23 protein-coding genes are annotated in these 23535 nt (G+C 69.8%); 9 read left to right on the plus strand and 14 right to left on the minus strand.

Translation table 11 applies throughout. The features are described 5' to 3' along the window. Nucleotides 1-128 precede the first annotated feature (128 nt). From NVU01S_RS31345 to NVU01S_RS31360, 4 genes are all read right to left on the minus strand, one after another. Nucleotides 129-1205 (minus strand): hypothetical protein, encoded by a 1077-nt coding sequence (locus NVU01S_RS31345; protein ID WP_218023638.1) that lies wholly within the window; start codon nt 1203-1205, stop codon nt 129-131. After that, complete coding sequence (locus NVU01S_RS31350; protein WP_082032228.1) at nt 1202-2233, minus strand: YihY/virulence factor BrkB family protein; 1032 nt, start codon at nt 2231-2233, stop codon at nt 1202-1204. Before NVU01S_RS31350 ends, NVU01S_RS31345 begins: the two co-directional genes overlap by 4 nt. Before the next feature lie 60 nt (nt 2234-2293). Next, entirely contained in the window at nt 2294-2836 is a 543-nt protein-coding gene (locus tag NVU01S_RS31355) for a GNAT family N-acetyltransferase (RefSeq protein WP_043676280.1), read from the minus strand. Nucleotides 2837-3235: 399 nt separating this feature from the next. Then, nucleotides 3236-3643: a hypothetical protein gene (locus NVU01S_RS31360; protein ID WP_043676282.1), complete on the minus strand. Its 408-nt coding sequence runs from the start codon at nt 3641-3643 to the stop codon at nt 3236-3238. A gap of 135 nt (nt 3644-3778) precedes the next feature. Here NVU01S_RS31360 and NVU01S_RS31365 point away from each other — a divergent pair, with 135 nt between their 5' ends. Then, nucleotides 3779-4612, plus strand: a complete 834-nt coding sequence (locus tag NVU01S_RS31365) for a helix-turn-helix domain-containing protein (protein ID WP_244467387.1) — start codon at nt 3779-3781, stop codon at nt 4610-4612. Between the two features lie 11 nt (nt 4613-4623). Here the strand turns inward: NVU01S_RS31365 and NVU01S_RS31370 are convergent, their stop codons facing one another. The 6 genes from NVU01S_RS31370 to cobC all read right to left on the minus strand — a co-directional run bounded on the left by NVU01S_RS31370 (nt 4624) and on the right by cobC (nt 11260). Then, complete coding sequence (locus tag NVU01S_RS31370; RefSeq protein WP_043676288.1) at nt 4624-5328, minus strand: S1 family peptidase; 705 nt, start codon at nt 5326-5328, stop codon at nt 4624-4626. Between the two features lie 400 nt (nt 5329-5728). Next, nucleotides 5729-6895 (minus strand): bifunctional RNase H/acid phosphatase, encoded by a 1167-nt coding sequence (locus NVU01S_RS31375; RefSeq protein WP_043676290.1) that lies wholly within the window; start codon nt 6893-6895, stop codon nt 5729-5731. Between the two features lie 31 nt (nt 6896-6926). After that, entirely contained in the window at nt 6927-7664 is a 738-nt protein-coding gene (locus NVU01S_RS31380) for a zinc ribbon domain-containing protein (RefSeq protein ID WP_042263954.1), read from the minus strand. Between the two features lie 85 nt (nt 7665-7749). After that, nucleotides 7750-8391, minus strand: a complete 642-nt coding sequence (locus NVU01S_RS31385; protein ID WP_043676293.1) for a hypothetical protein — start codon at nt 8389-8391, stop codon at nt 7750-7752. 141 nt (nt 8392-8532) lie between these two features. After that, nucleotides 8533-9654 carry a Nif3-like dinuclear metal center hexameric protein gene (locus NVU01S_RS31390; RefSeq protein ID WP_043676296.1) on the minus strand — a complete coding sequence of 374 codons (1122 nt, stop codon included), beginning with the start codon at nt 9652-9654 and terminating at the stop codon, nt 8533-8535. Nucleotides 9655-10219: 565 nt separating this feature from the next. Next, entirely contained in the window at nt 10220-11260 is a 1041-nt protein-coding gene (cobC, locus tag NVU01S_RS31395; RefSeq protein WP_043676299.1) for an Rv2231c family histidinol phosphate aminotransferase CobC, read from the minus strand. Nucleotides 11261-11626: 366 nt separating this feature from the next. On the opposite strand from cobC, the gene NVU01S_RS31400 reads away from it, so the two are divergent. From NVU01S_RS31400 to NVU01S_RS31410, 3 genes are all read left to right on the plus strand, one after another. Continuing rightward, nucleotides 11627-12145 carry a low molecular weight protein-tyrosine-phosphatase gene (locus tag NVU01S_RS31400; RefSeq protein ID WP_052280970.1) on the plus strand — a complete coding sequence of 173 codons (519 nt, stop codon included), beginning with the start codon at nt 11627-11629 and terminating at the stop codon, nt 12143-12145. Then, complete coding sequence (locus NVU01S_RS31405; RefSeq protein ID WP_043676331.1) at nt 12145-13020, plus strand: SURF1 family cytochrome oxidase biogenesis protein; 876 nt, start codon at nt 12145-12147, stop codon at nt 13018-13020. The genes NVU01S_RS31400 and NVU01S_RS31405 overlap by 1 nt, the downstream gene beginning before the upstream one ends. Nucleotides 13021-13243: 223 nt before the next feature. Next, the gene (locus NVU01S_RS31410; protein ID WP_052280964.1) at nt 13244-13990 is read left to right on the plus strand and encodes a hypothetical protein; all 747 of its coding nucleotides are present in this window, start codon (nt 13244-13246) and stop codon (nt 13988-13990) included. A gap of 956 nt (nt 13991-14946) precedes the next feature. Here NVU01S_RS31410 and NVU01S_RS31415 read toward each other — a convergent pair. Beyond that, complete coding sequence (locus NVU01S_RS31415; protein WP_043676068.1) at nt 14947-15858, minus strand: cobalamin biosynthesis protein; 912 nt, start codon at nt 15856-15858, stop codon at nt 14947-14949. 301 nt (nt 15859-16159) lie between these two features. Here NVU01S_RS31415 and sigJ point away from each other — a divergent pair, with 301 nt between their 5' ends. After that, a complete protein-coding gene (gene sigJ / locus NVU01S_RS31420) occupies nt 16160-17122 on the plus strand; it encodes an RNA polymerase sigma factor SigJ (RefSeq protein ID WP_043676067.1) in 963 nt (320 codons plus the stop codon). 150 nt (nt 17123-17272) lie between these two features. Next, complete coding sequence (locus NVU01S_RS31425; RefSeq protein WP_043676064.1) at nt 17273-18463, plus strand: cytochrome P450; 1191 nt, start codon at nt 17273-17275, stop codon at nt 18461-18463. Nucleotides 18464-18552: 89 nt separating this feature from the next. Here the strand turns inward: NVU01S_RS31425 and ald are convergent, their stop codons facing one another. After that, nucleotides 18553-19668, minus strand: a complete 1116-nt coding sequence (gene ald / locus NVU01S_RS31430) for an alanine dehydrogenase (protein WP_043676062.1) — start codon at nt 19666-19668, stop codon at nt 18553-18555. A gap of 128 nt (nt 19669-19796) precedes the next feature. Beyond that, complete coding sequence (locus NVU01S_RS31435) at nt 19797-20567, minus strand: MBL fold metallo-hydrolase (protein WP_052280957.1); 771 nt, start codon at nt 20565-20567, stop codon at nt 19797-19799. A 71-nt stretch (nt 20568-20638) separates the two neighbouring features. Between NVU01S_RS31435 and NVU01S_RS31440 the strand changes: the two genes are divergently transcribed. From NVU01S_RS31440 to NVU01S_RS42720, 3 genes are all read left to right on the plus strand, one after another. Continuing rightward, the gene (locus NVU01S_RS31440) at nt 20639-21589 is read left to right on the plus strand and encodes a GlxA family transcriptional regulator (RefSeq protein WP_043676059.1); all 951 of its coding nucleotides are present in this window, start codon (nt 20639-20641) and stop codon (nt 21587-21589) included. A gap of 31 nt (nt 21590-21620) precedes the next feature. After that, entirely contained in the window at nt 21621-22136 is a 516-nt protein-coding gene (locus NVU01S_RS31445) for a gamma carbonic anhydrase family protein (RefSeq protein ID WP_043676056.1), read from the plus strand. A gap of 173 nt (nt 22137-22309) precedes the next feature. Continuing rightward, nucleotides 22310-22498, plus strand: a complete 189-nt coding sequence (locus NVU01S_RS42720; RefSeq protein WP_156161751.1) for a hypothetical protein — start codon at nt 22310-22312, stop codon at nt 22496-22498. A gap of 24 nt (nt 22499-22522) precedes the next feature. Here NVU01S_RS42720 and NVU01S_RS31450 read toward each other — a convergent pair whose 3' ends face one another. Next, nucleotides 22523-23518 carry a GAF domain-containing protein gene (locus NVU01S_RS31450; RefSeq protein ID WP_043676053.1) on the minus strand — a complete coding sequence of 332 codons (996 nt, stop codon included), beginning with the start codon at nt 23516-23518 and terminating at the stop codon, nt 22523-22525. Nucleotides 23519-23535: the final 17 nt, after the last annotated feature.

The following is a 23535-nucleotide window of genomic DNA, read 5'->3' on the forward strand; positions in this document are numbered from 1 at the left end:
TTGGCGGTTCACAGGGCATATAACGGCTGTGAGCCGTGGAGAAGGTCTGTGGATGCGAACCTATCTGTCGCTTGGTCCACGACTGCCGCGCGCGATCAACGGGCGGCGGTCAGGCGTAGCGGCGGCGGTCAGCGGCGGCGGCGTAGGGCGCGCCAGAGCACGACGGCGAAGCCGACCACGAAGGCGCCGGCGGCCGCCGGTTGCCTGCGGATCGTCTCGGCGAGCGAACGGCCCTGTTCCGCAACGGGTTGCGGGACCGAGTCGGCGACCTTCTCGGCGGCGTCCTTGGCACGCTCCGTGGCCTCGTCGGTCCGCTCGACCGCCGTACGAATCGACTCCGCAGCCTTCTCCGTCGCCGCCTTGGCCTTTTCCTGCGCCGTCTCAGCGACAGCGGCGGTCGCCTCCTTCGCATCGTCGACTTTCGCGTGCGCCGCCCCGAGTACCGCTGCCGCGTTGGGGTTCTCGACGCCCACCTTCTCCTCCACCTTGCCGATGGCATCGGCCGCAGCCCGTTTCGCCTCAGCCGCCACCTTCGCGATCCCCTCCCCGGCCTCATCGGCCCCCGCCTGCACCGCACCGGCCGCCTCACCCGCGCTCCGCCGCGCATCACCTGCCTGCACCGCACCGGCCGCCTCACCCGCACTCTGCCGCGCATCACCTGCCTGCGCCCGCGCCGCGTCGGCCGAATCCGGCTGCGCAGCACTCGACTTCGCCTGCGCCGTGCCCGTCGTACTCTTCTGAGCGCTATCGGCCTGACCTGCGCCTGCCGCTCCGGCAGCACTCTGTGCTGCATCGCCGGTGCGGGCCTGGGCAGCCCCGGCGGCGGTGCCGGACTCCTCGCCGGCTGCGGCCTGCACCTGGGCGGCCTCCGTCTTTCCCTCGTCGATCACTTCCGCGGCCTTCTTCTTCGCCTGGGCCTGCGCGCCCCGGATTGCTGCGGCGGCTTTGCGTTTCGCTTCGGCGGTGTCGTGCTCGGCTTCCTGTTTTCGGTCTGCGGCGGCGGCTGCCGTGGCGCGCTCGGCTTCGGCGGCTTTGGCTTCGGCCTTACGGGTCACCTCGGCCGCTTTCTGCTCGGCCGTCGCGCGCACGCGCGCGGACTTCTCGGCCGCGAGTTTCTCTGCTGCCGCTGCCTTTTCGCGGACGGCTTCGGCCTTTTCCTGGAACTTGTCGGTCTCGGCATCGGAGGGTTTCGGCTCGCCCATCATCGGCTCCTGTCTGCTGTGGGCTGGTCGGCTGCGGTCAGGGCCGCATCGCCGGGGTGCTCGTCGGATTCGTTGTCGTCGGACATGGCTCGGGTGTCTCGCGGGGGCAGGAAGGGTTCTTCGTCCGGCGGGAACCCTTGTTCGATGCGCCGCCCGCGTGCGAGTTCGGCGTCGAATTCCGCGCCGAGCAGCACCGCGATATTGGACAGCCACAACCAGATGAGGAAGACGGCGACGCCGCCGAGTGAACCGTAAACCTTGTTGTAGGACCCGAAATTCGCGACGTACACGGCGAATCCGGCCGAGGCGGCGATCCAGAGCAGCACGGCGAGCACGCTGCCGGGGCTCAACCACCGGAAGCCCGGCTGCTGCGCGTTCGGCGCGGCCCAGTACAGCAGCGCGAACGCCAAACTCACCAGCACGGCGAGCACCGGCCATTTCGCGATGTCCCACACCAGCACCGCGGCCGAGCCGATCCCGAGCCACTGCCCGACCCGCGCGGCGACCTGCCCGGTCACGACGACGCCGATGGCGCACAACGCGAGCAGCACCACCATGAGTGCGGTCAAACCGAGCTGCACCGGAACGGTTTTCCAGATCGGCCGCCCTTCCTCGGTGTCGTAGATGGCGTTGGCGGCCCGCATGAATGCACCGATGTAGCCGGAGGCGGTCCACAGCGCTGTCACCAATCCGATGACGGCCAACGGGCCGGACAGCTGGCTCGCCCCTTGCAGCTGGTGCAGGGAGTCGACGAGCAACGCGGTGCCACTACTCGGGCCCATCTGCCGAATGGTATCGATCAGCGACTGGGTCGCCGACGGGCCGAGCGCGCCCAGGATCGCGGTGAGCACGACCAAGCCGGGGAAGATCGACAGCACGCTGTAATAAGTAAGCGCCGCAGCCCAATCCGAGAGATTGTCGTCCAGGAATTCGGTGACGGTCCGGCGGAACACGCCCCACCACGAACGCCACCGCAACACCGTCGGCCCCATCGACCAGTCCACCACACGGTGCCCGTGCCGCTTCGGCATGTCCGTCACCTCCCGATCGAGGGGCGAATACCCGGCGACCAGGCAGGCAAACGCGGTACGTCAGCGGCGGCGCACCAGTTCGTGCTCGAGGCGCGGATCATCCGGCGCCACTGGGCCGGTCACGCCGGTCCGCACGAATCCGTGCCGGAGATACAGTCGTTCGGCGACGGTGTTCCCGTCGGCCACCTCGAGCCAGACGGGCGGGCTGCCCGCGGTGTCGGCCCAGTCGAGCACCGCTTCCACCAGCAGATCCGACACACCCGTACCGCGGGCCTCCGGCGCCACCCACATCGAAACCAAGTGCAGGCCACCGCGTTCCGCGTCGCGCATGGCGCCGACGGTGCCCAGTTCGACACCGGCGCCGACGGCGCCCAGTTCGACACCGTCGCCGACGGTGCCCAGTTCGACACCGTCGGCGACGGCCACGTACTGCACCCGCTCGGACAGGACGGCGCGCCACCCCTGCTCGGTGCGCGCCTGCGCGTCGGCGAGCGTCGACCCGAAGAACTGCGGTGTGTCGGCCAAGGCGCGCAACCGGATCCGCCGGAACGTTTCCCAGTCGTCGGCGGTAAGCAATCGGATGCCGATCGTCGATGTCCCCATCCGAGTTGTCTACCTGTCGCGCAGCGAGCGGCGCAAACCGTTTACCGACGCACCCACCACCATGAGCACAACTGCGACGACCGGGAGCACGGGCTGGTCACCGCCCGGTGTGCGCACTGCCGCCACGTTCAGCATCGCGTGCGGCAGGGCCGCCACGACGACATCTAGACCGCGCGATGTCCACCGTGCCGTCCACCTGCCCGATCAGGTTGCGCGGGTCCGGCCCGGGACGGCGTCCCGGAATCGGTGCTGCACCCAGCGCACCCGCACCAGCGACGCTGCGGCACAGCACGCACACCGCGTGCGGCACGACCCGGCCGTAGCGCCGCACGATGATCGAACCGCGCCGCCACGACGTCCGCTCGGCCCTCGAATCCGCCGACCAGGTACCGCGCGCGCTCAGTACCCGGTCCTGCGGATGCCGGTGTATTCCACCACGGCGAAGGTGGCCACCACCACCGCGCCGACCAACAGGAACGCGACGCCCAGGCCGGTCAAAGCGATCAGGCCCGACAGCGCGAGCACCACCATCCCCACCGCCGACATCGCGTTCACCGCGACCACCGCACACGCCTGCCCGAACGGAATCTCCGGGTGCCCCGCGATCAGCAGCAGTGCCAGCGCGCCGCCGAGCATGGCGACGCCGAAGGGAACGGACCAGGCGGTGGGCAGGCCGAGCGGATCACGCAAAGCCACCGCGCCGCCCAGCAGAACCACACCGAAAACACCGGTCCCCCATCCGTCCACGCGCAAAGCGGTGCGCAGGAATTCGGTGCTCGTCTGGTCGGCGGAGAGAACTGTGCTCATGGTCGCGCTCCTGGGGTCGGTCGAGTTCAGCCGGACTGTTCGGCTCCGGAACCTCACCTTGCCGACCTGAGGTGAGCGTCTCAATAACCTCTGAGGTCATGGCCCGTCCGCAGGACCACTGGCTACCCTGCTGACGTGGTATCGACGCAGCTGGAAACCCGGACGAGAGTGGGCGGGCTGCTCCGCGAATGGCGGCAACGCCGCAGGCTGAGCCAGCTGGATCTGGCACTGGCCGCGGACACCTCGGCCCGGCACATCTCCTATGTCGAAACCGGCCGCGCCAAGCCGAGCCGGACGATGGTGCTGCGCCTGGCCGAGGCGCTGGATGTGCCACTGCGCGAACGCAATACGCTGCTGCTGGCCGCCGATTACGCGCCCGCCTACCGGGAGAGCAGCCTGGACGACACGAACCTGGCCTCGGTCCGCGCCGCCCTGACGACGATGCTGACCGCCCACGAGCCGTATCCGGCGGTGGTCGTCGATCGGCTGTGGAACGTGGTCACCGGCAACGCGGCGATGAATGTGCTGCTGCACGACATCCCGGACCATCTGCTGCTACCGCAACCCAATGTGTTCCGCCTGGTGCTGCATCCGGAGGGCTTGGCCGCGCGGCTGGCCAATCTGGGCCAGGTGCGGGAGTTGTTCTTGGAGCGGCTCGCTCGTCAGGTGGCCGCGAGCGGCGATCCGCAGCTGGCGGCGCTGCACGACGAGGTGCGTCGCTATCCGCTGCCGGCGCACCAGCCGGACGATCCGAAAGTCGGTGCGGGCGAACCGAGCCCGTTCGAGGTACCGATCCGGATCCGCACGCCGCGCGGCGAACTCTCGATGTTCAGCACCATGGCTACGTTCGGCGCGCCCGCGGACGTGACCTTGTCCGAGCTGGCCATCGAATTGTTCTACCCCCTGGACGAATTCACCGCGGCCGCGCTGCGTGAGCTGGCGGCCGCGGCGAATTCGTCACCGCAGTAACGCGATCAGCCTCAGATGGGCTGGAAACCGGCGCCGATGCCGTTCTGCGCGTTGACCGCGGCGAGGATCACCGCGATCGGCTGGAAGAACGCGGGCGAGTGCACCGGGTTGGCGGCCGTGGTGCACGGCACGTCGAAACCGATCGGGCCGATCCCGGTCAACCGTCCCTGGTTCATCCCGACCAGTTGATCGCCGACGAAGACCGGACCACCGGAATCGCCCGGCTTGGAGCAGTATTGGTTGATGCTGGTGCCGTCCAGCGAGCCCCACACCACACCGCAGTCGGTGCCGCTGGTGCGCCCGCTCGCACACACGGTGCCGCCCGGGCCGGGCGGGACGCCGATCCCGGCGATGGTGGTCGGGCCGATGCTGCGCACCGGGGTCACCCGCTCCGGATCAAGTTGCAGCACAGCGTAATCCAGGCCCTCACCGTTGTCGGAGAACGCGACGGTGCCGATCACCCCGGCCGAGGGCGTGCCCTCGGCGATCAACCTGGCACCGGTGGGCGCGCAGTGACCCGCGGTGAGGCCGACGAGCCTGCCCGCGCCGTCGTGGCCGATGGTGGTCAGCGAACACGCCGAATTGTTGTCGAAGATTATCCCGGAGCCGCCGCCGAGCACCGCGCTCGGCGCGGCCGAGGCATTGCCCGCACCGCCGACGATCGCGGTCGCCACAGCGGCCGCCGCGATCGCGATGGATCTGAATTTCTTTGCCACTTCTCTCCTTTTCGAAAAGATGCGTACGAGTGCCGACACCCCCACGCACCTGGATCGGGAAGCAAGTCAACCCCCGATGGAATCTGCGGCCGTCTTTCGACAGCGGAACCAGCCGATGCGGCCCGATTCGAGCAATGCCAGTTACCTACTGGCTATCAAGCATGGTCATGGGAAGGCGGAGGGCACAACACTCTGTGCACTGCGACACAGTCGCGCACCGATTGAGACGCAGGCCACACGACAGCGCGTCGGCCATGAAAAGCGTTCACCCGAACCGACTTTCATACTCACTCACCCCGAACACGGCCGGACCCGGCGGCCGACGATACTCAACTGTTATACGCTGCGCGACCGCCGCACGGCGAATCAACGCGGCCCCATCAGGGCTACCGCGTGCGTATCAGAGGTACGAGGTGTCGTTGAACAGCCGGACGGACGAGCCCCCGTCGGGATAGAACTCCGCGATCGAGAGCGCGGCCAGGTCCAGATGCAGCCGGTACAGCAGCGACGGCCCGGCGGCCAGCGCCAATTGCAGCAGCGTCTTGATCGGGGTCACGTGACTGACCACCACCAGATTCGTGCCCGGATACTGCGTGACCAGGTCCCGGCGCACCGCGTCCACGCGCTCGCGCACCTGATCGAAGCTTTCGCCGCCGGGCGCGGGCACCGACGGGTCGCCGAGCCAGCGGGCATGCAGTTCCGGGTCGCGCTGGGCGGCCTCGACGAAGGTCAGGCCCTCCCAATCACCGAAGTCGGTTTCGATGAGGCCGTCGAGGACGGTCAGCGGCGCGTCGAGCGCGTCGGCCGCGGCCTGTGCGGTATCGCGGGCGCGACTCAGCGGCGAGGTCAGCACCGCGGCGATATCACCTTTGGCGGCAAGCATTTTCGCGGCGCGCGCGGCCTGCTCGCGCCCCAGCTCGGTGAGCGGCGGATTGCCGCGGCCCGAATAGCGCCGCTGCACCGACAGTTCGGTCTGCCCGTGCCGCAGCAGCAACAGGCGGGTGGGGCGGCCGACGGCGCCGGTCCAGCCGGGGGCCGGTTGTGCGGCGGCCGCCGCACTGGCCGGAGCCGGCTGCGCGGCGGCGGCTGTACTCGCCGGAGCCGTTGGCGCCGAAGGCTGTTCGGCCGCGCGGGCGGTACGCACCTCGTCGATCAGCGTGCCGTCGTCCATCGCCTCGTTCGCCAGCCGGTCGGCGTGCGCGTTCTCGTTGCGTGGAATCCAGGTGAAGCTCACCCGTTCGAATCCGGCGACCAGCCTGCGGGCCCGGTCGGCGAGCGGAATCATCGCCGCGTGCTTGACCTTCCAGCGGCCGGACATCTGCTCGACGACCAGCTTGGAGTCCATCCGGACCGCGACGACCCGGGCCCCGAGTTCCGCCGAAGCTTCCAAACCCGCTATGAGGCCCCGATATTCGGCGACGTTGTTGGTGGCGACGCCGATGAACTCGCGACGCTCGGCGAGCACGCGCACATGGTCCGCGGCGTACACCACGGCGCCGTAGCCGGCCGGGCCCGGGTTACCCCGGGAACCACCGTCGGCCTCGACGATCACCTCGCGTTCGGTCACCGTGCCACTCGCTTCGCGCGGGCCACCACCGTCACAGTCCCGATTCCTTGGTGCGCACCAGGATCGCGCTGCACTCCGGGCAGCGCACCACCACGTCGGGCGCGGTCTTGGCGATCCGGGCGATCTCGCCGCGGTCCAGCTCGATCCGGCAGGCGCCACAGCGGCGGGCCTGCAGCAGAGCGGCGCCCACACCGTGCTGGCTGCGCTGACGGTCGTAGACCGCGAGCAGATCGGCCGGGAACAGCGCGACCAGGTTCGACCGGTCGGCGTCGCAACGCCCCTGTGCCACTTCGAGATCCGCGAGCGCCTCGGCACGGCGGCGCTGCGCGTCGGCGAGCTCCTGCTCGGTCTTGTCCAGCCGGGCGCCCGCGTGCTGGTAGTCGTCGGCCGAGGCCTCGCGCTTCTCCATCACCTCGAGCAGTTCGTCCTCGAGCACCGAACGCCGCCGCTCCAGGCTGCCCAGTTCGTGCTGGATCTCCGAAAGCTGCTTCGCGTTCACGGTTCCGGCGGTGAGCATGCCCTTGTCGCGCTCCTCGCGCTTACGGACCGCGTCGACCTCGCCCTCGAGTTTGCGGATATCGCGATCGAGATCGTCCAGCATGATCTGCACGGCGACCGCGGCATCCTTGTGCGTGTTTCGCTCGGCCTCCAGCCGGGCCACCTCCTGCTGTTCGGGCAGCACGGTGCGGCGATGCGCGATCCGCGTCAGCTCGGTGTCGACAGCGGCGAGCTGTAGCAGCTTGGCCTGGATCGGTGGTTCGACATTCAACGCGGACAAACTCCTGAACGCTATGGACGGGGTCGGCCCTCAACCGTACCCCGCCGGGGTCCGCTCCTTGACCGACGCCGCACCATTAGGCCGGTGCGCGCGTCTTTATCGCGTCGCGGGAGATGAAGACGTCGTATTCACCGGGCACCGCGATCACCGCGTTGCCGTAGGCCGAGCGCACGAACGGCTCGGTCCACCAGCGCCCCTTCGTCATGTCGTTGAAGAAGTCCTCGTCGCCGTCGTTGAGGAAGATCTGGTTCTGCGTGGTGGCCACGCCGTCCAGTCGCTGCCCGTACAACCTGCTGACCTTGTACCCGGAGTGGAAGCCCATGGCGTTCACCCAGGGCTCCAGTTCGACGATGCCCGCCTGCAACACCCACATATCGCCCTCGACCTGGTAGCGCAGGTGCTGGTCCTCGTGGTCGTCGTCGCCGAACAGGGTCAGTTCGACGTCGAGGCGGTGCTCCTGCCCGGCGACCGGCTTCGCCACGACGTGCGCGGCTTTGATCTCACCGGTCAATCCGAGATAGGTCTGCATCAGGGTGGCCACCCAGAGCAGCACCACCGCGCCGAGCAGCAGCACCAGACCGCTGCCGCCGCGTGTGATCAGCGCCCGCAGGCCGATCCGGCGCGCCAGCACCACCCCGGAGATGAGCAGCGCGATCCCGATCAGGATGATCAAGATCAATCCGACCTGGATGAAGCCGAAATTCACCGGGAAATTCATGCGGTAGTTGTACCCCCGAATGACCGCTCGACTCGTGCAATCCGCCCGCGGCGCACGTCGATCCGCCGGACACGCCCCGACACGCCGGAGGTGGGTTGTCGCACCCCCGCGAATACCGGCGTGTCCCAGGGCAGTCGGCGCTCAGCTGGGCGCGCTGACCGTCCACGGGTCGGTGCGCAGGGTGCTGACCCGCGTTTCCAGCTCGGGCAGCTCGGTCCGGACCACCCGTTCCGCCTGTGCGCACCAGGGGAATTCGGTGGCCCAGTGCGCGGCGTCGATCAGCGCGGGACCGCCGCGGCGCAGCTGTTCGTCCACCGGGTGATGGCGCAGATCAGCGGTGACATAGGCGTCGACGCCCAGCCGGGCGACGGCGTCGAGGTAGGAATCACCCGCACCGCCGCAGACCGCGACCGTGTAGACGCTGCGGTCCGGGTCGCCCGCCGCGCGCACGCCCCACGCGGTCGGCGGCAGCGCGGCGGCCACCCGATCGGTGAAGGCGCGCAAGGTCTCCGGGGCCGCGAGGGTGCCGACGCGGCCGATCCCGAGCGCCGAGGGCAGCAGCGCCCGCTCGGTGATGTGATAGGCCGGATCCTCGTAGGGATGCGCAGCCCGCAGCGCGGCCAGCAGTGCCGCACGGGCATGCGGGGGCGCGACCACCTCGAGCCGCTCCTCCTCGACATGCTGGAGTTCGCCGATGGCGCCGACCGCGGGATCGGCCTGCGCCATCGGGCGGAATTGACCGATGGCGGGCACCCGCAGCGCGCAGTCGCGGTAGTCGCCGCTACCGCCCGCCCCCGCCGCGAACAACGCGGCCAGCACCGCGTCGCTGTGCGACCGCGGCACCTGCACCACCCAGTTGTCCACGGGCGCCTCGGGTTTGGCGTCCAGCGGGCCGGTCACCGTGAGGCCGAGCGCGGCGGCCAGCGCGTCCGAGACGCCCGGATCGGCGGAATCGGCGTTGGTGTGCGCGGTGAACAGGGCGCAACCGGAACGGATGAGCCGATGCAGCAGTGCGCCTTTCGGCGTGTCCGCCGCGACGGTGTCGACCCCGCGCAGCAGCAGCGGATGATGCACCACCAAAGCCTGTGCGCGCCACTCGATCGCCTCGTCCACCACCGCGGCCGTCGCGTCGACCGCGAACAGCACCCGGGTGATCTCCTCCGCCGGATCACCGGCGACGAGCCCGACCGAGTCCCAGGGCTCGGCGAGCCGCGGCGGGTAGGCGGTGTCGAGTACCGCGATGAGATCCGCGAGCGTGGTCATCGTCTACCTTCCTCGGAGCGAATACTGCACTGTCGCAAACCTTGTCGGCGCGCCTTGACCGAACCGCCGTCGCTGCCGCTCGACCTCGCTGACCACAACCGGCGCGCTGCCGCCGCGACCTGGACTCGCACGTTCGTTGTTCGCGCGCCGGGCGCGTCGCGCACATGACCCGAACCGGATGCGGCCGACGCGGCGATCCCCGGCTTACGCAGATCAACCGAGCGCGCCGTGCGGGCGCTCGGGGCCCGCACGATCGCTACCTGCGTGCCGGCCGCGCGCTCATCACCCGAAACGCACTCGCCGTTCGACCTGATGTGGAGGATCGAAATCGGTGTGCTCACTTTGCCTTTGCTGGACCGGCCCATCGACCCTTGATCCGTGCCGATCGACGGGGCCGTCACTCGATGCTGTGCACGCGGCCGAACCGGCCCCACGTCCACCCGAATCGAATGCGCGTCCACCCCCGGCCCGCGCGGATCGTGCCTACCGGCGGGGCAGCCATTCGGCGCAGCGCGGACGATCAAGCCGGACGCGCTACCGACGTGCCTGATCGGGGCCCGAACGGTCAGCACAGGTTTGCCGTCCGGATCGCAGCGATGAGCTGATCCACTTCGGCGGGACCGCGCACCGCGAGGCGGAGCTGGTTCGGTCCCAGGCCGGGGAAGGTGTCGGCGCGGCGCACGGCGATCCCCTTGTCCGCCAGGTGCTTTCGGAGGAGTTCACCGTCGGGGACCTGGATCAGCAGGAACGGGGCGGCGGCCGGGGTGTGCACGTGCACGCCGAGTTCGGTCAGTCGGGTGATCATCGCGGCACGATCGGCGGCGATCCGTTTCGCTTGCCGCTGTTCCTGCTCGACCGCCTCGGGTGCGGCGGTGGCGGTGATCGCCTCCAATTGCAGTGCGCCCAAAGGCCAGTGGGCGCGGCCGTGATTCAGCCGGGCGAGCAGTTCCGGTGCGCCGAGGACGTAACCGCAGCGGAGCCCGGCCAGTGCCCACGTTTTGGTGAGGCTGCGCAGGACGAGCACATCGGGTGCCGCGAATCCGGCCAGCGACTCCGGCTCACCGGGGATCGCGTCGGCGAACGCCTCGTCCACCACGACGATCCGGCCCGGTCTGCGCAGGGCCTTGATCGCGTCGGCGGGGTGCAGCACCGAGGTCGGATTGGTGGGGTTGCCGAGTACCACCAGGTCTGCTTCCGCGGGCACCACGGCCGGGTCGAGGGTGTACGGCGGGTCGAGCAGCACCCGGGTCACCGGGACGCCGGCTTCCCGCAGTGCGAGCTCCGGCTCGGTGAACGACGGATGCAGCACCGCGGCCAGCCGCGAAGCGAGCCGCGGCACCATGGCGAAACCCTCCGCGGCGCCGGCCAGCAGCAGCACCTCGTCCGGGCTGCGGCCATGCCGTTGCGCGACCGCACGCCGCGCCGCCGACTCCGACTCGGCGCTCGGATACCGGCCGAGGTCGTCGAGTCGCGCTGCCAACCGCTCACGCAACCAGTCCGGCGGCGCACTGCCCTGCACGTTCACCGCGAAATCGAGCATGCCCGGCCGCGCGTCCACGTCGCCGTGGTGGCGCAGGCTCGCATGGTCGACGCTGTCCTCGGGCACGAGAGCACCTTACGTGGGGTCCTGGGCGACCCAGCTCAGCGGCGAGGACATGCCTCGCCCGCCTGCCCTCGCTGCAGTCCTCCGCCACACGCCGCACTCCGTTCTCCCCGCCACACGCCTCGCTCCAGCCCTCCCCGCCACACTCCTCGCTGCAGCCCTCCCCGCCACACGCCTCGCTGCAGCCCTCCCGCCGCACGCCCGGCTGCAGCTTTCCGCCACACGCCTCAGGTCTTGCACATCACCACCGCACTGCCCACCAGCACCGCACCAGGACGGCTCTGCACCACCGTCGGCTCGGGTGACCGCGACCACTTTCGGCCGCGTCCGCGCACCCTCCGTGGCGGTGCCGACGGGCGACCGGCCAGAATGGCAGGCGTGGGTGAGCTGCACGTCTCGTTCGTCTGTACCGGCAACATCTGCCGTTCTCCGATGGCGGAGAAGATCTTCGCGGCGCATCTGTCCCGCGCGGGCCTCGCCGATCGGGTCCGGGTCAGCAGCGCAGGCACCGGTTCCTGGCACGTCGGCGACGACGCCGACCACCGCACCAACGCCACCCTGCAAAAGTACGGTTACCGCACCGGGCACGCGGCGGCCGCGCTCGGTGCCGATCATTTCGACGCCGACCTGCTGATCGCGCTCGACACCTCGCACGAACGCGAACTGGCGCGGCGCGGCGTCCCCACGGACCGGCGCAGGCTGCTGCGCAGTTTCGATCCGGACGCGGACGGCCCCGACGTGCCCGACCCGTACTACGGCGACACCGCGGATTTCGAACTGGTCCGCGATCAGATCGAAGCGGCGATGCCGGGCCTGCTCGACTGGGTTCGCGCCGCCCTCGGTGCCGAACCCGGTCCCCCCGATCCCGCACTGGACGGACGCGCATGATCCGCCGGCTGACCTTCCTGCTGCGCCCGAGCTGGGTGATCCTCGCGGTGCTGGTCGTCGCGTTCGCCTACCTCTGCTTCACCGTGCTCGCGCCCTGGCAGCTCGGCAAGAACACCACCACTTCGCACCGCAACCAGCTCATCGCCGACTCGGTGCGCGCCGACCCCGTGGACATCACCACGGTCCTCGGCACCCCGGCCACCGACGAAACCCACAGCGAATGGCGCAAAGTCATCGCCTCGGGCAGCTATCAACCGGATTCGACGGTGCTGGTCCGGTTGCGCCACCTCGACGGCGCACCCGGGTACGCGGTGCTCGGCACGTTCCGGCTGGACGACGGCAGGCTACTGCTGATCGATCGCGGCCTGGTCGCCGCGGTGGACGGGGTGCGCCCGCCGCCGATCGCGGAACCGCCGCCGGGCCCGCAGCGCCTCGAGGCCAGAGTCCGGATGTCGGAAGGTGTTACGCCGGGCAAGGATCCGTCCGTGCAGGACGGCTTCCGTCAGGTGTACTCGATCGATCTCGCGCAGGAATCCGCTGTGCTGCAACAACCGCTCACCGCCGTCCCCACCGGCGCCGACCGCGGCGGTTACCTGCAACTCGACGAAAACCAGCCCGGCGCGTTCACGCCGACACCACTCCCCCAGCTCGACGCGGGCCCCTATCTTTCCTATGGCCTGCAATGGCTGGCCTTCGGCATCATGGCCCCGCTCGGTCTCGGCTACTTCGTCTACGCCGAACTGCGCGAACGCCGCAAGGAAAAGGGCAGCGCCCCAGCCGCATCCGCGACGAAACCCGAATCCGCCCCAGCCGCACCCCCACCCGTCACCACGGAATCGCGTTTGGCCGACCGCTACGGGCGCGGCCGCGACTGACCCCCGCCGGACTCGGCAGCCCGTGCTGGACCGCCTGATCGAGGCCGAGCTTTTCGCCCGAGGCGATCCGGGAACACGCCACCGACCTGCTCTTCGATTGCGACGCCGCGCGAATGCGGCGGCGACCGATTCGGTGCCGACCGTGATCAGCACCGAGCGCGCGTCCGGACCGTGTCGGTGGGTCCGCCTAGGCTCACACCGAACACGAGTCAGGAGAAGCACATTGGGGCATCTGCACCAGCCGGGACAACCCGAAGATCTGCCCGACCCGCAGCTGCTGTGGCGGCGGTGGGCCGGTGTCGCGGTCGCGACGTACAGCCGCGCACGGGAGGAGGAGTCGCCCGTTCATCGTTCGGGCTATTGGATCGATGACGGCGGTCTGCATTGGGACGACTGCGGTTGCACCTGGTGGGAACTGAAGTGGTACGGCAACGGCCGCGCCGTGCTCGTCGGGGAAGACGAGTCGAGCAAGGTCAAATGGCACGATCAAACGATCGACGTGCTCGCCGGTGCACCGGAATGGCTACCGCGCCAATACCTTCGAGGATTGATCGATGCCTACATGGTCGGCTGCGTCTATTGGTATGACGAGGGTGCTTGGCATCGGGCGCCGTACCCTGAGGATCTGTCCGACGACGGACTCGACGCAGGCCTCTCCGCTCTGACCACGCATGAGGACGCACTCGAAAAGATCGCCGACTGGCTGCTTTTCGAGCCCGACAGCGAGATGCCGCAGCTGTGCGCGGAACTGCTCGACGCCGCCGAGCGCGGCGCGGTCACCGAACATCTCGTGCGGCACTACGCCGAGGAAATGACGCGGCTGGAAGACGAGCACTTCCCCGAAGACGAACACGACCTGGACGAATTCCCCCCGCGCACCGACGCCGACATCGCCGCCATGTTCGCCCTGGCCCAACGCGCCGGCCTGGACACCCCCACCTGGACAGGCACCCTCGGCATCCGCCCCTGAATCCCCCGCCTCTCCCGCGAAATCTCTGTCTCTCCCGCACACTTCCCGTCCTCCCGCGCTCCGCGGGGGGCAACGTCGCACCGCGACAGCAGCCCTCTCTCCCGCGCCTTCGTCACCCCGCACACGTGTCGTTCGACAGACACGCGCGCGGCGTGACAAAACGCGCGCGGGCGAACCAAGACGCGCGGGGCCACAACGGGACGCCCGTGAGACAACGAACCACCGACGGCAACCAACAAAGCGCCCACACCCTGCGCCCAGCGGGAGCAAACGTCGCACACCCGACGCACAGCGACAGCAGCCCTCTACCTCCCGCGCGCCTTTCGTCACCCCGCGCGCGTGTCACTCAACTAACACGCGCGCGGCGTGACAAAACGCGCGCGGGCGAACCAAGACGCGCGGGGCCACAACGGGACGCCCGTGAGACAACGAACCACCGACGGCAACCAACAAAGCGCCCACACCCTGCGCCCCGCGGGGGCAAAACGTCGCACACCCGACGCACAGCGACAGCAGCCCTCTACCTCCCGCGCACCTTTCGTCACCCCGCGCGCGTGTCATTCGGCTAACACGCGCGCGGCGCACCAAAACGTGCGCGGGAGGTTGGGCTAGCGGCTCCGGGACGTCCTTCGCTACGAGTCCCGGAGTAGGCGAAGCCGAACCAAGATCAGGGGGAACTGGCGGCGGTACCTTCTCGAACGATGCCGCCCGCAGTTCCACCTGATCTTGTGACGACCCGCCAACACGCCCAATGGAGCACGCGGGGCGCCGGCTGAGGGGCACGCCAGGCACGGACGGGAGACGGATCCGCTGCATCGCCAGACTGATCGCCCGTTGCACCTTCACAGAGGTGATCGACGCTTCGCACAGCGAATTGCCGAGTGGCGCGCCGACGTTCGGCGTGAAAGGCCTGTGAAGCGGTTTCGATGAGCGGCAAACGGACGGCCGGGACTCGCCTAGCGGCGAGCGAGGGCAGCGCAGGCGGCCAGCGCCGCGGCGGCTGCTTGGACGGCTTGGGACAGGCGGACTGCGCGGTGCAGGTCGGCGACGGTGGGGGTGGGGCCGGTGCCGAGGGTGGGACGGTGTTCGACGCCGTGGGGGTATTCGGTGCGACCGCCGAGGCGGATGCCGAGGGCGCCTGCCATGGCGGCCTCGACCACGCCGGCGTTGGGGCTGGGGTGTTGCGCGGCGTCGCGGCGCCAGGCACGGAGGGCGGCGGCGGGGCGGCCGCCGACCAGCGGGGCGAGGGCGGCGGTGAGCAGGCCGGTGAGGCGGGCGGGCAGGAGGTTGGCCAGGTCGTCGGTGCGGGCGGCGGCCCAGCCGAAGTTCCGGTAGCGGTCGTTGCGGTAGCCGATCATGGCGTCGAGAGTGTTGATCGCGCGATACCCGAGCAGGCCCGGCGTACCGGCCAGCGCGCCCCACACCAGCGGGGCGACGGTCGCATCGGAGGTGTTCTCGGCGATGGATTCCAGTGCGGCGCGGGCCAATCCGTCGGCATCGAGCACCTCGGGGTCACGCCCGCACAGCGACGGCAGCAACGCCCGCGCACCGACCAGATCTCCCGCCTCGAGCCGCTCCGCCATCGCACCGCCCGTGCGCGCGAGGCTGCGCCCGCCGAGCACGGTCCACGTCGCCAGCGCGGTCACCGGCCAGCCACCCCGGCGCATCCCGATCCCGAGCCCGACCACCGACCCCACCAGCACTGCCTCGTGCACCACCCCGGCACCACGCCGGTCGGCATACGTCACAGACTCGAGTGCGGCCGCCGCGGTGCCGAACCCCGCCACCGGATGCCACCGCCGCGGATCCCCCAACACCCGATCCAGCACAAACCCGAGCACCAGCCCCAAGGCCGCCGAATTCCCCATACGCACCCGCCGACACTAACCGCCACCGAGTCCACCACCGCGAATCGCCCGCCCGCTGAGCTTCGCGCACCGCTTTCGCGTTCCCGCACTCGTTAGGGCATGGCACAGGAGGTGCGGGAACTCAAAAGTGGTGCGAACCTGCGGCGGGCGGCACCGGGCAGTGATCCCGGACTCGCCGGGATGGGGATCTACCAGCTGCGGTTTTTCGGCGTGTCACACTCTGAGGTCCTGCGTCGTCAACCCGGTGACGCACCCTTGGACTCGCCCTTTCCCGGGCGCAACGATCGAACGGCGAACAGCAGTGACTTCCGCACAGTCTTCTCCTTCCGAACCTCTCGACCAGGCCGAGCTGGCCCGGCGGTTCGAGGAGCACCGGGCATACCTGCGCAGGCTCGCCTACAGCACGCTGGGCAGTCTCACCGACGCCGATGATGTCGTGCAGGAGGCGTGGCTGCGGTTGCAGCGCCAGTTCGAGGCGGGCACGGCGGGCGAGATCGAGAACCTGCGCGCCTGGTTGAGCACCGTGGTCGGCCGGCTCGCCCTGGATCAGCTCGGTTCGGCGCGCGCTCGCCGCGAACAGTACGTCGGCGAGTGGCTGCCCGAGCCGGAGGTGACCAGCTGGGACGACCCGGCGGACCGGATCACCCAGGACGAGCGGGTCACCACCGCGCTGCTGGTCGTGCTCGAATCCCTGTCCCCCGCCGAGCGCACCGCGTTCGTGCTGCAGGACGTGTTCGGCATGAGCGGGCCGGAGGTCGCCGAGGTGGTCGGGCGCACCCCGGCGGCGGTGCGCCAGCTCGCGTCCCGGGCCCGCAAAAGGGTCGAGGACGGCACACCGCGTTTCCCCGCCTCGCCGGACGAACAGGAGAAGGTCGTTTCCGCGTTCGCGGTCGCATGGCGGTCCGGCGATCTCAGCGCCTTGCTCGGCGTGCTCGACGCGAACGTCAGCCTCACCGCCGACGGCGGCGGCAAGGTGCCCGCGATCCGGCAGCCGGTGCGCGGCGCCGAGCTCATCGCGAAGATGCTGCTCGGCTGGTACCACGCGCCGTCGGCGGCGGGCGGCTGGGGCCGCGCGGTGCTGGTGAACGGCGCGCCGGGCCTGGTGGTGTTCGACGGCAACCACATCGGGGTCTTCGCCTTCACCGTCGACAACGGCCGCATCGTCTCCATCGATGTGGTGCGCAACCCCGACAAGCTGCACGACCTGCCCACCGGGGGCGAGCCGGACTGGTACCTCAACCTGACCGACCCCGACACCGAGTAACGCGCGGACCGGGCGCTGTCGCACCGGGCAGCGCCCGCCGGAGCGCGTATAGCAAAGAACTGCTAGACGCGAATATCCCGCCACCGGAATACATCTGGCGCACTACCGTGAAGTCCTCCTACGAATTGTCTAGGCGGAAAGCGGACAGCGATGGGTGCACGGGACATGCGCCGATTCCGGCGAGATCCACTCGGTTTTCTGGAGCGGCTGCGCCGCGGCGCACCGGGCGGTGCGTTCCGCCTGCCGTGGGGCGGGGTGTGCGTAAGCGACCCCGAACTCGCGCAAACGGTGTTGCACGACAACGCCTTCAACACGGGCGGCTCCGGATTCTTCGGCACCGTACTGCCGGCCCGGTCCGCGCAACGGGAGCTGGGCCGGGCGGTGCGCCAGGTGATCCGTACGCGCCTACCCGAATTCCGGCTGCGCCTGGCCGAATCGGTCGCCGAACTACCCGCCCGCACCCACTGGCCCACGGCCGGAACAGCTCTGGTGCACCGGAGCACCGCCGAGCTGCTGCTGCATCCGGACTGCGCACCGCGCCTGCACCGATCGCTGACCCGCTGCGCCACCGCCGGGGTGCTGATCCGGCCACCTCGGCTGCACCAGCGCGCGTGGGCGGAAGTGTTGAGCGCCAACCTTTTCGGCGCCGTCACCGACCAGGTGCGCGAACGTCGCGCGGCGGCACCGCCCGACGAGCCACGCGACGTCCTGGATGCCGTGCTCGGCGCGTGCTCCGGCGAGATCGGCGACCGCGCGGTGGCCGATCTGTACGTGCTGATGTTCCGCTCGATCGTCGGCACGGTGGCGCACTCGGTGGCCTGGTCGGTGCTGCTCGGCTGTCTGCACCGGCCGCATGGCCCGTGGCCGTGGCTGGCCGATCAGGTCGTCCGTGAGTCGCTGCGATATCGGCCCGTGGTCTGGATGGTCGGCCGCCCTGTCCCGCACGCTGTCGAACTCGGCGGTATCCCACTGCATCCGGGCGAGATGGTGTCGGTGTGTCCATACCTGTTGCACCACGACGAAACCCGATGGTCGCGCCCCGAGGTGTTCCGGCCGCAACGCTGGAGCGAGCCGGACGGTCGTGGCCTCTATCTGCCGTTCAGCGCGGGCCCGTTCGCCTGTTCCGGCGCCGTCGTCGCGCACACCTTGATCACCGAAACGGTTGCCGCACTTGCCGACAACGCCCGACTGCACGTCACCGGCGGCGATCTGCGGCCGGTCGTCACCAATGCCGCGACCCCCAGACCCTTTGTCCTGCAGCGCACCACGGACCGCTCGTCCGGTCTCTCGTGGAAGGAGGTGAACAGCCATGATCGCTGTCTTGCGCCGGATCGTCGGTAACCAGCCCGCTCGATTCTGGAACATCAACCACACGTGGTGATCCGCGAACGGTGGCCCGAACGCCGAGCGGCGTTCGGGCCACCCGCGGGTCAGCCGACGAGCCCCATCGGTTGCCGTGCCGCGTATCCGTGTGCCGCAGCCACTTCCACCGACACGAGCCGGCCGCCGTCTGCGGTGAGCCCCTGCGCGAGCTCCGGGTAGTTGGCGCAGGCTTGCTGCCAGCCGAGCCCGGCGATGGCCCGGACATAGGGCAGCGTGGCATTGGTGAGCGCGAGGGTCGCCGTGTGCGGTACCGCCCCCGGCATGTTCGCGACACAGTAGAACAGCGAATCATGCACGCGGAAAGTCGGATTCGCGTGCGTGGTCGGCCGCGACCCCTCGAAGCAACCGCCCTGGTCGATGGCGATGTCGACGAGCACCGAACCCGGCCGCATCTGGGCGACCAGTTCGTCGGTGACGAGTTTCGGGGCCCGGGCGCCCGGCACCAGCACCGAGCCGATGACGAGATCGGCGGCCAGTACCGCCCGTTCGATCTCGGCGGCATTGGACGCGACGGTCGTCACCCGGCCGTCGAAGCGCGCGTCCAGCTCGCGCAGGCGGTGCAAGTTGGTGTCCAGCACCGTGACTCGCGCACCCATACCCGCGGCGACCGACGCCGCGCTGGTGCCGGCGACACCGCCGCCGAGCACCACCACCTCCGCCGGGCGGACGCCCGGCACCCCGCCGAGCAGCATGCCCGCACCACCCAGCGGCGCCATCAGGTGATAGGCCCCGACCTGTCCGCCGAGCTTGCCCGCCACCTCGCTCATCGGCGCGAGCAACGGCAACGACCCATCGGTGGAGCGCACCGTTTCGTAGGCGATCGCGGTGCTCCCCGAGCGCAGGATCGCGTCGGTGCACTCCCGGGACGCGGCGAGATGCAGGTAGGTGAACAGCACCTGCCCCGCGCGTAGGCGTGGATACTCCTCGGCGATCGGCTCTTTCACTTTCAGGATCAGGTCGGCCTCCCACCACACCTGATCCGCCTCGGGTGCCAGTCTCGCCCCGACCGCGGTGTAGTCGGCGTCGGCGAACCCCGATCCGACACCCGCCCCGGATTGGATCAGCACCTCGTGCCCCTGCGTGGCCAGCTCCCCGGCACCCGCCGGCGTCAGCGCCACCCGGAACTCCTGCTCCTTGACCTCCCGTGGAACTCCGATCCTCATACGGTCATCGTGGACCCCGCACCCCGGTCCCGCCACGAACGACGCGCGGGTGTCACACGATGATCACGAGTCCGCCCGGCCGCAGCACGTTTCTGCGCAGGTTGACCAGCAGACTCGGCGCGAGAACCTCAGACAGTGACCGCTTTGCCGAGCGGCGGTATGCGCAGCTGGTCGGCGCGGCCCGCGTTCTCGAAGAACTTGGTCAACCGCTCCAGCGTCTCGCTGAAGTGCAACCAGCCGTCGCCGTGCACCGGCACGATGGTCGCGTCCCCGAGCACCTCCGCCGCCTGCACCGCGGTACGCGCGTTGAGCGTGATGTCGACATCGTCGAAGGCCCCGACATTCGCCGCGCCGACGAACAGGATGGCGACGTCGATCCGGCCGAACCGTTCGACGATCTGCCGCACCCGATCGACGGAGGCGTTGTCGCCGGAGACATACACCGTCGGCTGCCCGTCGGCCTGCAGCACGAACCCGGTCACGACGCCGGTGACCGATTCGCAGCCTTCCGGCCCGTGCAGCGCGGGCACCCCGGTCACCTTGATGCCGTCGACCGTCACGGTCTCCCAATTCGCCAGTCCGCGAACGCCGTTGATGCGTTCCCCGGCACCGGGGGTGGAGAGCACGGTCGGCACCGTCCGCAGGAATTCCCGGCCCGCGTTGTCCAGGTTGTCGGCGTGTTCGTCATGCGAGAGCAGCACGATGTCCACCGGCCCGACCTCGGCCGCGGATACCGCGGGCCCGGCGAGCTTGTACAGCGTGACCGGTCCCGGGTAGACGCCCGGCTCGTCGAAGGTGGGGTCGGTCAGGAAGGTGCGGCCCGCGTAGCGGAAACGCAGGGTGGGGCCGCCCACGTGCAGAGCCTCGAGCTTGGTGGTTCGTTCGATCGTTTCGGTCATGGCAATGATCTTGTCCGGCCGTGGACCGGCCCGACAGTGGCCCGCGAGCCGCTAACCGCTAAAATCGGGCCATGCGTACTGTCGCCGTGCTCGCCTACGACAACATCAGCCCGTTCCACCTGTCCGTAGCCAGCCTCGTCTTCGGCCGGATCGGCATCGGCGGCACATCGCCGTACCGGGTCGACGTGTGCGCGGAGCGCCCCGGAACCCTGCCCACCCCAGCGGGTTTCGATATCGACGTGCGCCACGGCCTGGACACTCTGGCCCGCGCGGACACCGTGGTGATCCCGAGCTGGGAACGGCACCTGCCGATGTCGGCACAGCTGCGCGAGGCGCTGTGGCAGGCGCACGGCGCGCAGGCCAGGATCGTCGGGCTGTGCCTCGGCTCGTGGGCGGTGGCGGCCAGCGGGCTCGTCGACGGTCGCGAGATCACCACGCACTGGGCCGGCGCCGCCGAGCTGGCCGCCGCCTTCCCCGCGGTCCGCGTCCGAGCCGACACCCTGTGGTCCGACCTCGGCGACGTGGTCACCTCCGCGGGCGTCGCGGCCGCCCTCGACTGCTGCCTGCACCTGGTACGCAACGACCTCGGCAGCCGCGCGGCCACCGAACTGGCCAGAGAGCTGGTGACGGCGCCGCACCGCAGCGGGTCGCAGGCGCAGTACATCCCGGTCGCCGTGCCGGACGCCGCCGACGACGACCCGATCGAACGCGCGATGGTCTGGGCCCGAACACATCTCGGCGATCCGATCGACCTGGACGGCTGGGCCCGGGTGGCCCTGATGTCGCGGCGCACGTTCACCCGCCGCTTCCGCGACCGCACCGGCAGCAGCCCGCAGCAGTGGCTGCTGCACCAGCGCACCGACCGGGCCCGGCTGCTGCTGGAGACCACCGACGACACCATGGACCGGATCGCCACCGAGACCGGCTTCGGCACCGCCGTCAGCCTGCGGCACCACTTCCACCGCATCCTCGGCACCAGCCCCGCCGCACACCGCGCGCTGTTCGCGACCCCGGTGCACTAGCGCCACGCGGACGAGACGCTAGGTTCAGCGCATGAGGATTCAGATCGGTGAGTTCGTTCCGGAGATCGACGAGGACGCGTGGATCGCGCCGACGGCGACAGTCATCGGGCGGGCGCGGCTCGCGGCCGAGGTGAGCATTTGGTACGGCGCGGTGATCCGCGCCGACCTGGAGCAGATCACCGTCGGCGCGCGCACCAACATTCAGGACGGCTGTGTACTGCATGCCGATCCGGGCTTCCCGCTCACCGTCGGCACCGGGGTTTCGGTGGGGCACAACGCGATTCTGCACGGCTGCACGATCGGCGACGACGTACTCGTCGGCATGGGCGCCACCGTGCTCAACGGCGCGGTGATCGGCGCGGGCAGTCTCATCGCGGCCAACGCGCTGATTCCGGAGGGCGCGCAGATTCCGCCCGGGTCGCTCGTCGCGGGGGTGCCCGGTAAGGTTCGCCGCGAGCTCAGCGCGGCCGAACAGGACGGCATTCGACTGAATGGGGCTGTGTACGTACACAACACGGCCAATCACCGCACCGCGAAAGAGGTGTGAGACAGAGCACACTGATCAAGCGTCCAGTAGGATTCGCTGATAACATTCTGCCAGCGTGCCCGGTGACCCGGGGTCTCCTGCCGACACGGTTGTCGTGCGGCTTGTAGCGCAGTGGTGAACCCACCCTGGGTCGGGTGGGAACGTGAGCTAGCGTGCAGGCAGGAGGTATCACGGTGGTTGCGTACGTGCAGGCGAGTATGCACCGGCCGATGGGGCGGATCAGTGTGGCCGACATCGCCGCCCAACCGGGTGGCGTCGAGGCATTACAACGACGGGTTCATGAACTGCGTTCCAGCGGAGTCGATTTCGCTGCGAACGCGATCGAACAAGAAATGGCGGCACTGGACTTACCTCGCCATTGAACTCGGCCCACGGTCACCGCGATGTCATGACGCCGCGGTGACCGTGGCGAGTCCGGCCGTGGTGTGCTGATCCAGCACCATCAGCGCGCCCCGCACCCGCACCGCCTGCCAACCTCCGTCCACCCGCCGCAACCGCACCGTGCCCTCCGCGCGCCGGTGCGCCAGTACCCGCGACATCGCACGCGCCGCGGCGAGATCGTCCGGGTGGATCTGCGGCGCGGGCTCCCCCGGCAGGTCCGCCCAGGCGATACCGGGCATCGGCGGCCCGATCCAGCGAATCAGTTGCAGCGAGCGCAGATTCACGATCGCCCGATACTCCCCCGGCGCCGTGGCGGCCTCCAGCAGCTGATACTCGAGAATCATCGGCGGTGGCGCGGACGGTACCGCCGTCGCCGCGCCGATGTCCTGGGTCACGCCGCGGAACAGCACCGCGCGGTCACCCGCGGCATCGGTCTCGATATTGATCCGGCACGCGAAATGCCCTGCCCGCAAGGCATTGTCGTCCCGCCGGATGGTCCACACCGCCTGATGCTCGGTATCCGGCGCCGAATTCACCAGCTTCGCCAGCGCCTCGCTCTCGTCTCGGTTGGTGACCAGCCGCGCGAACGCGCCCGCGATCGCCAGCTCCGCCGCGCGGTCCTCGGGCGCGACGCCGTAGAGGTCGAGCAGATCGGTGCTGCGTACCGACCGATTGGTGGTGAGGTTGAAGTACCACGCGCCCACCGGTTCTCGCTCGGGCAGCGGTTCGCGCACTGGCCCCACCCACAGCCGTACGGCGTGCGCGCGCTCCGGCGTGATCAGCAGCGGCTCGGCGCGCACGGCGCGCCTGCCGTCCGCCGATACCCGCGCGACCACGGCACAGGTCGCGACCGCCTGTGCCAGTGCGGCTTCGGCATCGGCCAGCGACAGCGGATTGCGCAGGATATGGCGCAGCGGCACGAAGGACTTCGGCGTGGCCCCGAGGGCGATCACCGCGCCCGGCGGGCCGGAGAAGCACTCGATCAGAAGCCATTTCGCCATCAATCGCGCCCGATCAA

The organism is Nocardia vulneris (assembly GCF_001613425.1).
Lineage (GTDB): Bacteria > Actinomycetota > Actinomycetes > Mycobacteriales > Mycobacteriaceae > Nocardia > Nocardia vulneris.